Annotated in this window: 13 protein-coding genes; 8 read left to right on the forward strand and 5 right to left on the reverse strand. The window is 70.3% G+C overall.

Going from position 1 to position 13,275, the window contains the following annotated elements; genetic code table 11:
• Together dut and A5701_RS03630 are read left to right on the forward strand one after the other, a co-directional pair.
• On the forward strand, positions 1 to 326 hold a 326-nt coding region (gene dut, locus A5701_RS03625; protein ID WP_082969667.1), incomplete at its 5' end, for a dUTP diphosphatase.
• On the forward strand, positions 326 to 1,075 hold the full coding sequence (locus A5701_RS03630; protein WP_067748628.1) for a DUF3710 domain-containing protein: 750 nt from the start codon (positions 326 to 328) through the stop codon (positions 1,073 to 1,075). The genes dut and A5701_RS03630, both read left to right, overlap by 1 nt.
• 10 nt (positions 1,076 to 1,085) lie before the next feature.
• On the opposite strand, the gene A5701_RS03635 is transcribed toward A5701_RS03630, so the two are convergent.
• The gene (locus tag A5701_RS03635; protein WP_067748631.1) at positions 1,086 to 1,787 is read right to left on the reverse strand and encodes a serine aminopeptidase domain-containing protein; all 702 of its coding nucleotides are present in this window, start codon (positions 1,785 to 1,787) and stop codon (positions 1,086 to 1,088) included.
• Positions 1,788 to 1,923: 136 nt separating this feature from the next.
• On the opposite strand from A5701_RS03635, the gene A5701_RS03640 reads away from it, so the two are divergent.
• Together A5701_RS03640 and A5701_RS03645 are read left to right on the forward strand one after the other, a co-directional pair.
• Positions 1,924 to 2,292: an OB-fold nucleic acid binding domain-containing protein gene (locus A5701_RS03640; RefSeq protein WP_067268953.1), complete on the forward strand. Its 369-nt coding sequence runs from the start codon at positions 1,924 to 1,926 to the stop codon at positions 2,290 to 2,292.
• Positions 2,293 to 2,366: 74 nt separating this feature from the next.
• Positions 2,367 to 3,008, forward strand: coding sequence for a DUF3159 domain-containing protein (locus A5701_RS03645; RefSeq protein ID WP_231972759.1), 642 nt, complete (start codon positions 2,367 to 2,369; stop codon positions 3,006 to 3,008).
• 100 nt (positions 3,009 to 3,108) lie between these two features.
• Here the strand turns inward: A5701_RS03645 and A5701_RS03650 are convergent, their stop codons facing one another.
• Positions 3,109 to 3,786, reverse strand: coding sequence for a TrkA family potassium uptake protein (locus tag A5701_RS03650; RefSeq protein ID WP_067268952.1), 678 nt, complete (start codon positions 3,784 to 3,786; stop codon positions 3,109 to 3,111).
• A 12-nt stretch (positions 3,787 to 3,798) separates the two neighbouring features.
• On the reverse strand, positions 3,799 to 4,467 hold the full coding sequence (locus A5701_RS03655; protein ID WP_156669900.1) for a TrkA family potassium uptake protein: 669 nt from the start codon (positions 4,465 to 4,467) through the stop codon (positions 3,799 to 3,801).
• A 129-nt stretch (positions 4,468 to 4,596) separates the two neighbouring features.
• Between A5701_RS03655 and A5701_RS03660 the strand changes: the two genes are divergently transcribed.
• From A5701_RS03660 to dxs, 4 genes are all read left to right on the forward strand, one after another.
• Positions 4,597 to 6,591 (forward strand): APC family permease, encoded by a 1,995-nt coding sequence (locus A5701_RS03660; RefSeq protein WP_067748638.1) that lies wholly within the window; start codon positions 4,597 to 4,599, stop codon positions 6,589 to 6,591.
• On the forward strand, positions 6,591 to 7,811 hold the full coding sequence (locus tag A5701_RS03665; RefSeq protein WP_369807380.1) for a class I SAM-dependent RNA methyltransferase: 1,221 nt from the start codon (positions 6,591 to 6,593) through the stop codon (positions 7,809 to 7,811). The genes A5701_RS03660 and A5701_RS03665 overlap by 1 nt, the downstream gene beginning before the upstream one ends.
• A gap of 169 nt (positions 7,812 to 7,980) precedes the next feature.
• Positions 7,981 to 9,444, forward strand: a complete 1,464-nt coding sequence (locus A5701_RS03670) for a cation:proton antiporter (RefSeq protein ID WP_067748640.1) — start codon at positions 7,981 to 7,983, stop codon at positions 9,442 to 9,444.
• A 57-nt stretch (positions 9,445 to 9,501) separates the two neighbouring features.
• Positions 9,502 to 11,415: a 1-deoxy-D-xylulose-5-phosphate synthase gene (gene dxs / locus A5701_RS03675; RefSeq protein ID WP_067748642.1), complete on the forward strand. Its 1,914-nt coding sequence runs from the start codon at positions 9,502 to 9,504 to the stop codon at positions 11,413 to 11,415.
• 144 nt (positions 11,416 to 11,559) lie between these two features.
• On the opposite strand, the gene A5701_RS03680 is transcribed toward dxs, so the two are convergent.
• The gene (locus A5701_RS03680) at positions 11,560 to 12,864 is read right to left on the reverse strand and encodes a ribonuclease D (RefSeq protein ID WP_067748645.1); all 1,305 of its coding nucleotides are present in this window, start codon (positions 12,862 to 12,864) and stop codon (positions 11,560 to 11,562) included.
• 1 nt (position 12,865) lies between these two features.
• A partial coding sequence (locus tag A5701_RS03685) for a DUF3000 domain-containing protein (protein WP_082950498.1) occupies positions 12,866 to 13,275 on the reverse strand: 410 nt, incomplete at its 5' end.

Genomic DNA, 13,275 nt, shown 5'->3' on the forward strand with positions numbered 1-13,275 from the left:
CCGGCGTCGCGGTCGCGATTCCGTTCGGGATGGTCGGGTTGGTCCACCCGCGTTCGGGACTGGCGTCGCGCGTGGGACTTTCGATCGTCAACAGCCCCGGCACCATCGACGCGGGTTATCGCGGCGAGATCAAGGTCGCGCTGATCAACCTCGACCCGGCCGAGCCGATCGTGGTGCATCGGGGTGACCGCATCGCCCAGCTGCTGGTGCAGCGGGTCGAGTTGGTCGAGCTGGTCGAGGTGTCGTCGTTCGACGAGGCCGGGCTGGCCGAAACCTCCCGTGGCGACGGTGGCCACGGTTCCTCCGGCGGACATGCGAGTTTGTGATGGCACTTAAGAGACGTAGCGACGACAGCGACGAGCCGGTGGACGCGGAAGCTGCCGCCGACCCGATCGACGACGAGTACGGCGAGGAACTCGAGGGCCCCTTCGACATCGACGATTTCGACGACCCGTCGGTCGCGGAATTGGCGCGCCTGGACCTGGGCTCGGTGCTCATTCCCATGCCGGAGGCGGGCCAGCTGCAGGTGGAGCTGACCGAGACCGGCGTTCCGAGCGCGGTGTGGGTCGTCACGCCCAACGGCCGCTTCACCATCGCGGCCTACGCGGCGCCGAAGACGGGCGGCCTCTGGCGCGAGGTGGCCGGCGAGCTCGCCGATTCGCTGCGCAAGGACTCGGCCAAAGTCAGCATCAAGGATGGCCCCTGGGGCCGCGAGGTGGTCGGCTCGGCTTCCGGGGCGGTGCGCTTCATCGGGGTCGACGGGTACCGGTGGATGATCCGCTGCGTCATCAACGGCCCGCACGAGACCATGGAGGCGCTCGAGCAGGAGGCGCGAGCGGCGTTGGCGGACACCGTCGTTCGCCGCGGTGACACGCCCCTTCCGGTGCGCACGCCGTTGACCGTGCAGCTGCCCGAGCCCATGGCGCAGCAGCTGCGGGAGGCCGCGGCCGCCCAGCAAGCCGAGGCGCAACAGGCCCAACAAGGCGAGGCGGAGTCGGGGTCTAACGAGCCCACCGCGCGCCGCAGCGTCGAGGGCTCGGCCATGCAGCAGCTGCGCACCACCACCGGCGGCTGACCCGAACCCGTCAGCCCACATCGGCGAGGGCGGCCAGGCACGCCGCGCCCAGCGCGGCGGGGTCCACGCCGATCTGGTCGAGCGTCACCGTTCGCAGCGCCGCGCGCGGCGCGGCATCGACCCACTCCACGCCGACGCCCAGCGGATGAATGGGATCGTCGACCGCGGCCGCCACGGCCAGGGGCACGGTCAGGCGGGCCAGCGCGGCGCGGGTCGGCGCCACATAGGCGGCCGCCTCGTCCATCGCGTCGGGCAATTGTGGCCACTGGGCCCGCCACGACCGGGCCAATTCGTCGGCCAGCCAGGGCGGGCTGGATGCCCTCATCAGACCGGTCGTCACCGCCAGCCCATCGGCGCGCAGCTGCGACGCCGTATACCGCGCCGCGAGCGCCGCGGGCGCGGCTTCCGGTGTGCCGGCCCACGCCGGCAGGGCGGCCAGGACGGCGACCACGTCGTCCGGGTGGGCCAGTGCCCAGGCGGCGGCCACCGCGGCGCCGATCGACACGCCGCCGACGGCGATCGGGCCGGTGCGCGCGGCGGCATCCAGGGCCGACACGTAGCCGTCGATCAACCGATCCGGCCGGGGCGGCGGGGCCACCAGCACCGCGCCGACGTCGCCCAGCGGGCCCGAAAACGCACGGTGAACGTAGTCGTCGTCGGACCCGGTGCCGGGCAACAACACCGTCGTGACACCCCGCAGATCGACAGCCACCCCCCGATAGTGCCTGGCGTCCAGTTGCGCTCCAACATCGGTGTTTGAGTCGGTTGGCGCGTGGGAACCAACAGGTCTACGGTGTCCGTTGGCATAAGTGAAGCGCCGAGGCTTAACAGCATTGTCAGGAGTGGCCATGGGGGCCCAAGGATATCTGCGCCGGCTCACCCGTCGTTTGACGGAGGCGCCGGAGCAACGCGACTCCGAGGAGTTGTCCGACGAGGTCGCGAGCACTGGCGCGCAACGGGTTATCGATTGCGAGCGTGGCCAAGAGGTCACGATGGTCGGCACGCTGCGCAGCGTGGAATGTAACGGCAAGGCCTGTGCGGGCGGGGTCCGCGCCGAGCTGTTCGACGGCAGCGACACCGTCACTTTGGTCTGGTTGGGGCAGCGCCGGATCCCCGGCATCGACTCGGGCCGCAAGCTGCGGGTGCGGGGCCGGCTGGGCAAGCTGGAGAACGGCACCAAGGCCATCTACAACCCGCACTACGAAATTCAGCGGTGACCCAACCCGACGATCGGGGTCCGAGTTCGGGACCCGACGAGTCGGGCGGGGCTGAGCGCGCGACCGTCAATCGCATCACCGCCGAACGCCTGCTGCGGCAGGCCGGCGGGGTCAGCGGCGTCATCTATTCGTCGCTGCCCGTTGTGATCTTCGTCATTGCGTCGAGCGTGTCGGGTTTGTTCGCGGCGATCGCCTCCGCGCTGACCGCGGCCGCCCTGGTCTTGGTGTGGCGCCTGATCCGGCGGGACTCCCCGCAGCCGGCCGTGTCCGGGTTCTTCGGCGTCGCGATCTGCGCGCTGGTCGCCTACATCGTCGGGGAGTCCAAGGGCTACTTCCTGCTGGGCATCTGGATGTCGTTGCTGTGGGCGGTGGTCGTCGCGGCGTCGGTCGTCATCCGGCGGCCGCTGGTCGGCTACGTGTGGACCTGGGCCACCGGGCGGGGTCACGGCTGGCGCGACGTCCCGAGGGCCATCCACGCGCTCGACGCAGCCTCGATCTGTTGGGTGTTGGTCTTCGCCGCCCGGTTCGTGGTCCAGGGCCTGCTCTACAACGCCGATCAGACGGGTTGGCTGGCCGTCGCTCGCATTGCGATGGGTTGGCCGCTGACCGTGGCGGCCGCGCTCGCGACGTACCTGGCGATCAAGTCCGCGCAGCGCGCCATGCTCGCGGCCGGCGACGCCCGCGCCCCGATCGACGCCGATCCCGTCAGCGACTAGCGGTGATCGCGAGCGCGGCGGAGCCGGGCGCTGCGGGTCACCGCCATCGGTCCGCGGTGATCGCGAGCGCGGCGGAGCCGGGCGCTGCGGGTCACCGGTCCTAGTCGTCGAGCCCCGGGCCGTCGGGCAGCAGGAGCTTGCGCAGATCCTCTTCGGCCTCGGCGACCGCGACGAAGAGCAGCTCGTCGCCGCCTTCGAGCGGCTCGTCGGCCTCCGGCACGATGACCCGCGGGCCGCGCAGGATCGTCACCAGCGAAGCGTCGCGCGGCAGCTGCAGGCGGCGCACCGGCTTGCCGCCCCAGGGGGTGTCGTCGGGCAGCGTGATCTCGACCAGGTTGGCCTGCCCGCGGCGGAATTCCATGAGCCGCACCAGATCACCGACCGCGACGGCCTCTTCGATCAGTGAGGCCAGCATGCGCGGCGTGGACACCGCCACGTCGACGCCCCAGGCGTCGGTGAACAGCCACTCGTTGCGGGGGTCGTTGACCCGGGCCACCACCCGGGGCACCGCGAATTCGGTCTTGGCCAGCAGGCTGAGCACGACGTTGGCCTTGTCGTCGCCGGTTGCGGCGACCACCACGTCGAATTCGTGCAGGTGCACCGATTCCAGCAGGCTCAGTTCGCAGGCGTCGCCGAGCCGCCAGTGCGCGGCGGGGATGGCGTCGACGTCGACGTGATCGGGGTTGCGCTCGATCAGCGTCACGTCGTGGCCGTTGCCGATGAGTTCGCGACTGACGGAGCGGCCGACCGCGCCGGCCCCGGCGACAGCTACCTTCATGTTCGCCGCTCCTTAACCGAGGTCTTCGCTGGGTGGCAGGGCTGCGATGGCCACGGCCTCGGCCACCCGGCCCGAGATCGCGGCGACGTAGACCTGATCGCCGGCCTGCAGAGCCGTCTTGGGCTCGGGCAGGACGCCGGCTCCGAACCGGATCAGGAAGGCCACCCGGGCGCCGGTCGCCTGCTCGAGATCGGTGACCCGGTGGCCGATCCACTCCTCGTGCAGGACTACCTCGGCGACGGCCACCGTGCCGGTCGGGTCCCGCCATTTGGCTGTCTCGGTGTCCCGCAGCAGCGCGTTGAGCAGGCGGTCGGTGGTCCAGGGCACGGTGGCGATGGTGGGGATGCCGAGGCGCTCGTAGACCTCGGCCCGCTTGGCGTCGTAGATGCGGGCGACGACGCGCTTCACGCCGAAGGTCTCCCGGGCCAACCGCGCCGAGATGATGTTGGAGTTGTCGCCGGAGGAGACCGCGGCGAACGCGTCGGCCTCCTCGATGCCGGCCCGCAGCAACACGTCGCGGTCGAACCCCTGGCCGAGCACCCGTTCCCCGCCGTATTCCGGGCTGAGCCGGTTGAAGGCGGTGCTGTCGCGGTCGATGACCGCGACGTCGTGGCCGATCCGCGACAGCCCGTCGGCCACCGAGGAACCGACGCGGCCACAGCCCATCACCACTACTCGCAATTTCCGATCCTCTCGGCTGCGTCCTGCGGCCCCCATCGGCAACCCACGTCGGCCAGCCGATTTCGGGTCGGCAAACATTCTCACCTACGAAGCTACCGCCACACCCCGGTGGGCTTAGTCTTGGCTCTCGTGTCCAAACTTTCCACCGCAGCGCGTCGATTGCTCATCGGTCGGCCGCAACGCAGCGACCGGCTGAGTCACACCCTGCTGCCCAAGCGGATCGCCTTGCCGGTGTTCGCCTCCGACGCGTTGTCCTCGGTGGCGTACGCACCCGAGGAAGTCTTCCTGATGCTGTCGGTCGCCGGCCTGTCCGCCTACGCGTTGACGCCCTGGATCGGTCTCGCCGTGGCCGCGGTGATGCTGGTGGTGGTGGCCAGCTACCGGCAGAACGTGCACGCCTACCCCTCGGGCGGCGGTGACTACGAGGTGGTCACCACCAACCTCGGTGACACCGCCGGACTGGTGGTCGCCAGCGCGCTGATGGTGGATTACGTTCTGACCGTGGCCGTTTCGACGGCGTCGGCGATGGCCAATATCGGCTCGGCGATCCCGATCGTGGCCGAGAACAAGGTCTGGTTCTGCGTGGCCTCGATCCTGCTGGTGATGGCGTTGAACCTGCGCGGAATCCGCGAGTCGGGCGTGGCGTTCGCCATTCCGACCTACGCGTTCATCGTCGGCGTCTTCATCATGATCGGCTGGGGCCTGTTCCGGATCTTCGTGCTGGGCAACCCGCTGCGCGCGGAGTCGGCCGGCTTTCAGATGCACGCCGAGCACGGTCAGGTCGTCGGCTTCGCGCTGGCATTCCTGGTGGCGCGCTCGTTCTCCTCGGGCTGCGCGGCGCTGACCGGCGTGGAGGCGATCAGCAACGGGGTTCCGGCATTCGAGAAGCCCAAGTCGCGCAACGCGGCGACGACGCTGCTGATGCTGGGCGGGATCGCGGTGGCCCTGCTGATGGGCATCATCGTGCTGGCCCAGCAGATCGGGGTGCAGCTGGTCGAGGATCCCGCCCGGCAATTGACCGGCGCGCCGCCCGGCTACTACCAGAAGACGCTGGTCACCCAGCTGGCGGAAACGGTCTTCGGCAGCTTCCACATCGGCTTCCTGCTGATCGCAACGGTCACCGCGCTCATCCTGGTGCTGGCGGCCAACACGGCGTTCAACGGCTTCCCGGTGCTGGGTTCGGTCCTGGCGCAGCACAGTTATCTGCCGCGCCAGCTGCACACCCGGGGCGACCGGTTGGCGTTCTCCAACGGCATCCTGTTTCTGTCCGGGGCGGCGCTGCTGGCCATCATCGCGTTCCGCGCCGAGGTCACCGCCCTGATCCAGCTGTACATCGTCGGCGTGTTCATTTCCTTCACGCTGAGCCAGATCGGCATGGTGCGGCACTGGACCCGGTTGCTGCGCACCGAAACCGACCCCCGCGCGCGCCGCAAGATGATGCGCTCCCGCGTCGTCAACACGGTCGGATTGCTCTCCACCGGCGCCGTTCTGTTGGTCGTGCTGGTCACGAAGTTTGTCGCCGGCGCGTGGATCGCGCTCTTCGCGATGGGTTTGCTGTTCTTGATCATGAAGATGATCCACCGGCACTACGGCACCGTCACCAGGGAGCTGGAGGAGCAGGCCGCCGCCCAGCACGACGTGGTGCTGCCGAGCCGCAACCACGCCCTGGTGCTGGTGTCGAAGCTGCATCTGCCGACGCTGCGCGCGCTGGCCTACGCGCGCGCGACCCGTCCCGATGTTCTCGAGGCGCTCACCGTCAGCGTCGACGACGGCGAAACCCGCGAGCTGGTGCACCAGTGGGAGGAAAGCGACATCAGCGTGCCGCTGAAGGTGATCGCGTCGCCGTATCGCGAAATCACCCGTCCCATACTGGATTACGTCAAGCGGGTCAGCAAGGAATCAGCGCGCACCGTCGTCACCGTGTTCATCCCCGAGTACGTGGTGGGGCATTGGTGGGAGCAGGTGCTGCACAACCAAAGCGCGCTGCGGCTCAAGGGCCGGCTGCTGTTCATGCCCAACGTGATGGTGACTTCGGTTCCGTGGCAACTGAATTCGTCTGAGCGGCTGCAGACGCTGCAGCCGCATGTGGCCCCGGGGGACACCCGTCGGGGAATCTTCGATTGATGCGCGAATCGCCTCGCAGACCCAGCGCGGTGCTGCCCGCGGGTGAGGAACTCACGCTGGTGACCGGCGCCCCGGCCAACGGCGGCAGCTGTGTGGCGCACCACGAAGGGCGAGTGGTGTTCGTCCGCTACGCGCTGCCGGGCGAGCGAGTGCGGGTCCGGGTGACCGCCGACCGCGGATCCTATTGGCACGCAGAGACCCTCGAGGTGCTGGAACCGGCCGACGGCCGCGTCGAGTCGCTGTGCCCCATCGCCGGGGTGGACGGGGCCGGGTGTTGCGACCTGGCGTTCGCCGCGCCGGAGGCGGCGCTGGTCCTCAAGGCCCAGGTGGTGGCCAACCAGCTGGAGCGGCTGGGCGGGCACCACTGGGCCGGCGAGGCCGAACCGCTGTCGGATTCCGGGCCGACGGGGTGGCGCACGCGGGTCCGGCTCGATGTCGGCGCGGACCGTCGGCCCGGGTTTCACCGGTATCACAGCGACGATCTGGTGACCGACCTGCGCTGCGCGCAATTACCGTCCGGCATGCTCGACGGGCTCGCCCAATCGGACTGGCCCCCGACGGCCCAATTGCACGTAGTCGTCGACGACGACGGCGCGCGCCACGTGGTGCGCACGCTGCGGCAGGGCAAACGGACAGCGACCAAGGTCGTGGAGGGCGGCTACGAGGCGATCCAGCGGGTGGACGGGCGCAGCTGGCAGATCCCGGTGACGGCATTCTGGCAGGCGCACCGCTGCGCGGCGGCGGTGTACAGCCGGCTGGTCGCCGACTGGGCGCAGCCCGGGCCGGGCGCGACCGCCTGGGATCTGTACGGCGGCGCGGGCGTTTTCGCCGCGGCGCTGGGAGCGGCGGTGGGCGAGTCCGGGCGGGTGCTGAGCGTGGACACCTCCCGCGCGGCGACGCGGTCCGCCCGCGCCGCGCTGGACGACCTGCCGCAGGTGCAGGTCGTCACCGACTCCGTGCGCCGGGCGCTCGGCGCGCAACGCTCGAGCGCCGATGTGGCGGTGCTGGACCCGCCCCGGGCGGGTGCGGGGCGCGAAATCATCGAGCTGCTGGCGGCGGCCGGGGTTCCGCGGGTGGTGCACATCGGTTGCGAGGCGGCGTCTTTCGCGCGCGACATCGGCCTCTATCTCGGCCAGGGCTATGCCGTCGAGAAAATCAAGGTCTTCGACGCGTTCCCGCTCACGCATCACACCGAGTGCGTAGCACTGTTGACCCGCTAGCGATTAGAGGAAGGGCGCCGCAGCCGATAGACTCCGTCACGGTGTGCCGGGAAGTCTGGTCGGCGATGTCCTCGATGTCCCCGTCGACCAACCGAAAGGCTTAGGTGCCTACCATCGAAGAGCGGGCCGCGCCCGCCGACGCATCAAGCGGTATCGGACGGCGGCCATCGTGACCGAGACTCTTCGTTACGCGCTGATCATTTTGTTCTGCAGCGCAGTCGGTTTGGTCGCCGTCCTGGCGAACCGCCTCACCGAGCGGGTCAAGATCCCGGTGCCCCTGCTCGTGCTGGTCGGGGCCGCCGTGGTTGTACACGCGGTGCCGGCGGTGCAGTCGCCGTCCGAGCCGACCGTCGAGCGGGTGATCACGATCGCGCTGGTGTTGGTGTTGTTCGACGGCGGCATGCACATCGGGCCATCGCGGTTCCGCGCGGCCGCCATCCCGATCCTGTCGGTGGGCGTGTTGGGGACCGCCCTGACCGCCGCCGGGGCGGCCCTGGTGGTGCACTACGCGTTCGGAATCGCCTGGTTCCCGGCGGTACTCGTCGCCACGGCCGTGGCCCCCACTGATCCCGCCGTCGTCTTCTCGGTCCTGGGCAAACGCGAGATCCGGGGCCGCAGCAGCACCATCTTGGAGGGCGAGTCCGGCGCCAACGACCCGGTCGGCATCTCCCTGATGTCCAGCCTGATCGCCGCGGGCGGCCTGAGCGCGGCCGGATTCGCCGGTGTGGGAACGCAATTCGTTCTCCAGATGGCGGTCGGGCTGGCCGTCGGGGTGATCGGCGGCCGGGCCCTGCTCGTCTTCATGCGAAGGGTCGCCCTGCCGAGCGAAGGCCTCTACCCGCTGCGCACGCTGGCGTCGTGCCTGATGCTGTACGGCATCGCGACGCTCGCGCACGGCTCGGGGTTCCTGGCCGTATTCGTCGCCGGCATCGTGATCGGCGACGCTCGTGCGCCGTACAAGCCGGAGATCAAGCGGTTCCACGCCGCCCTGGCGGGGCTGGCCGAAATCGTCGCGTTCGCCTTTCTCGGCCTGACGGTGGACATCAACGTCCTGGCCCACCCGGACGTGTGGATTCCCGGGGTCGCACTCGGTGTCGCGCTGACATTGTTGATCCGGCCGCTGGCGGTGGGCTCGTGCCTCGTTCCGGTCCGGCTGCGACGCAACGAACGCATCTTCGTCCTCTACGCCGGGCTCAAGGGGGCGGTGCCGATCCTGTTGGGCGAGTTCCTTCGGGCCGCCCACGTCCCCGGCGCCGAACGCCTCTACGGCATCGTGGTCATCGTCGTCATCTTCTCCGTGCTGGTGCAGGGCAGCTCCGTGCCCGGTGTGGCCCGGCTGCTGCGGCTACCGATGCGGACCGTGGAGACCCAGCCGTGGCAGATCGGGGTCCGGCTCGCGGACGAACCGCAGGGCGTCCATCGCTTCAGCGTCGCCCGCGGGTCGACCGCCGAGGGGTGCACCGTCGAGGGCCTCAGTGACCGGGTCGGCGACATCTGGGTGAGCATTGTGGTCCGCACCACCGGCCTGGTGCCCGTGCGGGGCGACACCGAGCTTCGGGCCGGTGACGAGGTCGTTGTCCTGGCAGATCCCGAACTTCGCGACAGCCTGGCCGAGCTTTTCGGCCGCTCGTAGGCCTTGCGGCTCCGCTGCTTCCCTGTCGTTCCCGCGGACGCTGCGTAGACTATCGGGATGCTGGAACAGATCCGCGGGCCCGCTGATCTGCAACACCTGTCCCAACCGCAGCTGCGCGAACTGGCCGCCGAGATTCGCCAGTTCCTGATTCACAAGGTCGCTGCCACCGGGGGACACCTGGGGCCCAACCTCGGCGTCGTCGAGCTGACGCTGGCGCTGCATCGGGTGTTCGACTCGCCGCACGACCCGATCGTGTTCGACACCGGCCATCAGGCGTACGTCCACAAGATGCTGACCGGTCGCGCCCAGGACTTCGAGAGCCTGCGCAAGAAGGGCGGCCTGTCGGGCTATCCGTCGCGCGCCGAGAGCGAACACGACTGGGTCGAGTCCAGCCACGCCAGCGCCGCCCTGTCGTACGCGGACGGCCTGGCCAAGGCGTTCGAGCTGACCGGCCACCGCAACCGGCACGTGGTCGCGGTGGTCGGCGACGGCGCGCTCACCGGCGGCATGTGCTGGGAGGCGCTGAACAACATCGCGGCCTCGCGCCGGCCGGTGATCATCGTGGTCAACGACAACGGCCGCAGCTACGCGCCGACGATCGGCGGTGTCGCCGACCACCTGGCCACCCTGCGGCTGCAGCCGGCCTACGAGCAGGCGCTGGAGAAGGGCCGCGACGCGGTGCGCTCGATGCCGTTCTTCGGCGAGCTCGCCTACCGGTTAATGCACAGCGTCAAGGCCGGCATCAAGGACTCGCTGTCCCCGCAGCTGCTGTTCACCGACCTCGGGCTGAAATACGTCGGCCCTGTCGACGGCCACGACGAACGCGCGGTCGAGATGGCGCTGCGGCACGCCCGCGGCTTCGGCCGGCCGGTGATCGTGCACGTCGTCACCCGTAAGGGCATGGGCTTCGGCCCGGCCGAGGACGACGAGGCCGAGCAGATGCACTCCTGCGGCGTGATCGACCCGGTCACCGGGCAGGCCACCAAGGTCGCCGGGCCCGGCTGGACCGCCACCTTCTCCGACGCGCTCATCGGTTACGCCAAGAAGCGCCGCGACATCGTGGCCATTACCGCGGCGATGCCGGGCCCGACCGGGCTCAGCGCCTTCGGCCAACAGTTCCCGGATCGTCTCTTCGACGTCGGCATCGCCGAGCAGCACGCGCTGACGTCGGCCGCGGGCCTGGCGATGGGCGGCATGCACCCCGTGGTGGCCATCTACTCGACGTTCCTCAACCGCGCCTTCGACCAGATCATGATGGACGTGGCGTTGCACAAGCTGCCCGTCACCATGGTGCTGGACCGCGCCGGCATCACCGGCTCGGACGGTGCCAGCCACAACGGCATGTGGGACATGTCGATGCTTGGCATCGTCCCGGGCATGCGGGTGGCCGCGCCCCGGGACGCCACCCGGCTGCGCGAGGAGCTCGGCGAGGCCCTCGACGTCAACGACGGCCCGACCGCCCTGCGGTTCCCCAAAGGCGATGTGGGCGAAGACATTCCGGCGCTCGAGCGGCGCTCGGGCGTGGACGTGCTGGCGGTGCCGGCCGCCGGATTGAACCACGATGTGCTGCTGGTGGGCGTCGGCGCGTTCGTCCCGATGGCGTTGGAGGTGGCCAAGCGGCTGCACAACCAGGGGATCGGCGTGACGGTGATCGACCCGCGCTGGGTGCTACCGGTGTCCGACGGGGTGCTCGAACTCGCCGCGCAACACAAACTGGTCGTCACGTGCGAGGACAACGGGGTCAGCGGCGGCGTCGGGTCGGCGGTGTCCGCCGCGTTGCGCAACGCCGAGATCGACGTTCCGTGCCGCGACGTCGGCCTGCCGCAGCGGTTCTACGAGCACGCCTCGCGGGGTGAGCTGCTGGCCGACCTCGGGTTGACCGATCAGGACGTGGCCCGCCGCGTCACCGGCTGGGTGGCCGCCTTGGGCAGTTCCGTCACCGAAGCGGAGATCCGCGAACACCTCGACTAGTCAGCGGAGCGGGTCGCCACCCACCATCGTCGCGAGTGCATTCGGGGCGTTGAGTGTGCGCTCACGGCGGGATCTCGCCGATTTCTCCGCCCAGCGCTCACCAGCAATGCCCACGATTCACCCTCGATGCGTGAACGCCCCGAGCTAATCGCCGGCCTCGGCCGGGGGCTGCAGCGCCTGCGCCAGCGGGGGATCCACCAATTCCCGCTGCCACCGCCGGGCCTGCCCGGCGCGCAGGAACGTCTCGACGGCGTCGAGGGGATCGGGCGCCGGCTCCCAGTCCCAGCACAACCGGCGCACCAAATCGGGCGAGACGAGGTTTTCGGTGGGGACGTGGACCTGCTCCGACACCCGCGACAGGGCCGCCCGCGCCGCCTCCAGCCGTGCGGCCGCCTCGGGTTTGCGCCGGCTCCAGCGTGCCGGCGGAGGCGGGCCGTTGGGCGGTTCGGCGTCGACGGGCGGATTCTTGGTTTGCCGGGCCGCCTCCAGCGCCCCCAGCCAGGTGGCGGCGCTGCGGCGTTGATTGCGTCCCCCGAACACCGGCAACGCGGTGAGGTCCTCGATCGTCTTCGGGTCGGCGAGGGCGGCCTCGATGATGGCCGAGTCGGGCAGGATGCGCCGCGGGGCGATGTCGCGGCGCTGGGCGATGCGGTCGCGCGTCAGCCACAGCTCGCGAACCGCGGCCAGCCCCCGCTGGTCGCGCACCCGGTGGATGCCCGACGTGCGGCGCCACCGGTCGGGCCGCGCCGCGGCGCTGGGGTCCCTGGACCCCACCGCCCGTAGGTAGTCGAATTCCTCTGCGGCCCAACCGGTTTTGCCCTGCTGGTCCAGGACGTCGGCGATCGCGGCGCGCAGCTCGATGAGCAGCTCGACGTCCAGCGCCGCGTAGTTGAGCCATTCCTCGGGTAGCGGGCGCTTGGACCAGTCGGCCGCGCCGTGGCCCTTGGCCAGTCCGGACCCCAGCAGCCGCTCGACCATCGTCGCCAGGTTCACCCGCTCGAAACCGGCCAGCCGCCCGGCGAGCTCGGTGTCATACAGAGCTGGCGGCCGCAGGCCGACCTCCGCGAGGCAGGGCAGGTCCTGGTCGGCGGAATGCAGGATCCATTCGTCTTCGCTCAGCACCTCGGCGACGGGCCGCAGCGCCTCCACCGGGTCGGCCCCGTGGCTGACCGGGTCGATGAGCACCGTGCCGGCGCCGGCCCGGCGGATCTGAATCAGGTAGGCCCGGTTGGAGTACCGGAACCCCGACGCCCGCTCGGCGTCCACGGCGAACGGTCCGCGCCCACGCTCCAGGAGCTTCGCGGCCTCCTGGATCTGCCGGGCGGTCACCGAGAGGTCGGGAATTCCTTCGGCAGGGTGCAGCAGCGGCGTGGGCTGGGGTTCGGGATTGTCGGGCTCGCTGTTGTCGGGCGCAGTGCTGCCGGGCCCGGGGGCATCCGGTTCGCACATGTCAGGCGCGTGACCGGGAGCTCAGATCGGTGACGCCGGTCGGCGGGAGGCCCGCCGCGTGTTCCAGTACCTCACAGAAGGCTTCGACGTGGACGCCGACTTGCGGCGTGGTCGCCGTCCACGACGCCCGCAGCTCCAGTTGGTGGGCGCGCGGGGGCCCGGAGATGTCCCCGTAGCGCACCGACGTGGTGGCGGTGACGGTGCCGCCCAGGGCGGTGACCTGCTCCATCCGGGACTCGAGCGCGTCCACCAGCCAGCTCCAGGCGACCTCGGGCAGCAGGGGGTCGACGGCCTCGCTGGGGTCCAGGTCGGCCTGGATGTAGGCGACCAGCCGGATGGTGCCGTCCCACGCGTCGGCGCCTTCCGGGTCGTACAGCAGGATGAGTCGGCCGAAGGCGTCGCCGTCGGACC

The sequence above is a fragment of the Mycobacterium sp. E3305 genome, assembly GCF_001666785.1.
In the GTDB taxonomy this organism is placed as follows: Bacteria; Actinomycetota; Actinomycetes; order Mycobacteriales; family Mycobacteriaceae; genus Mycobacterium.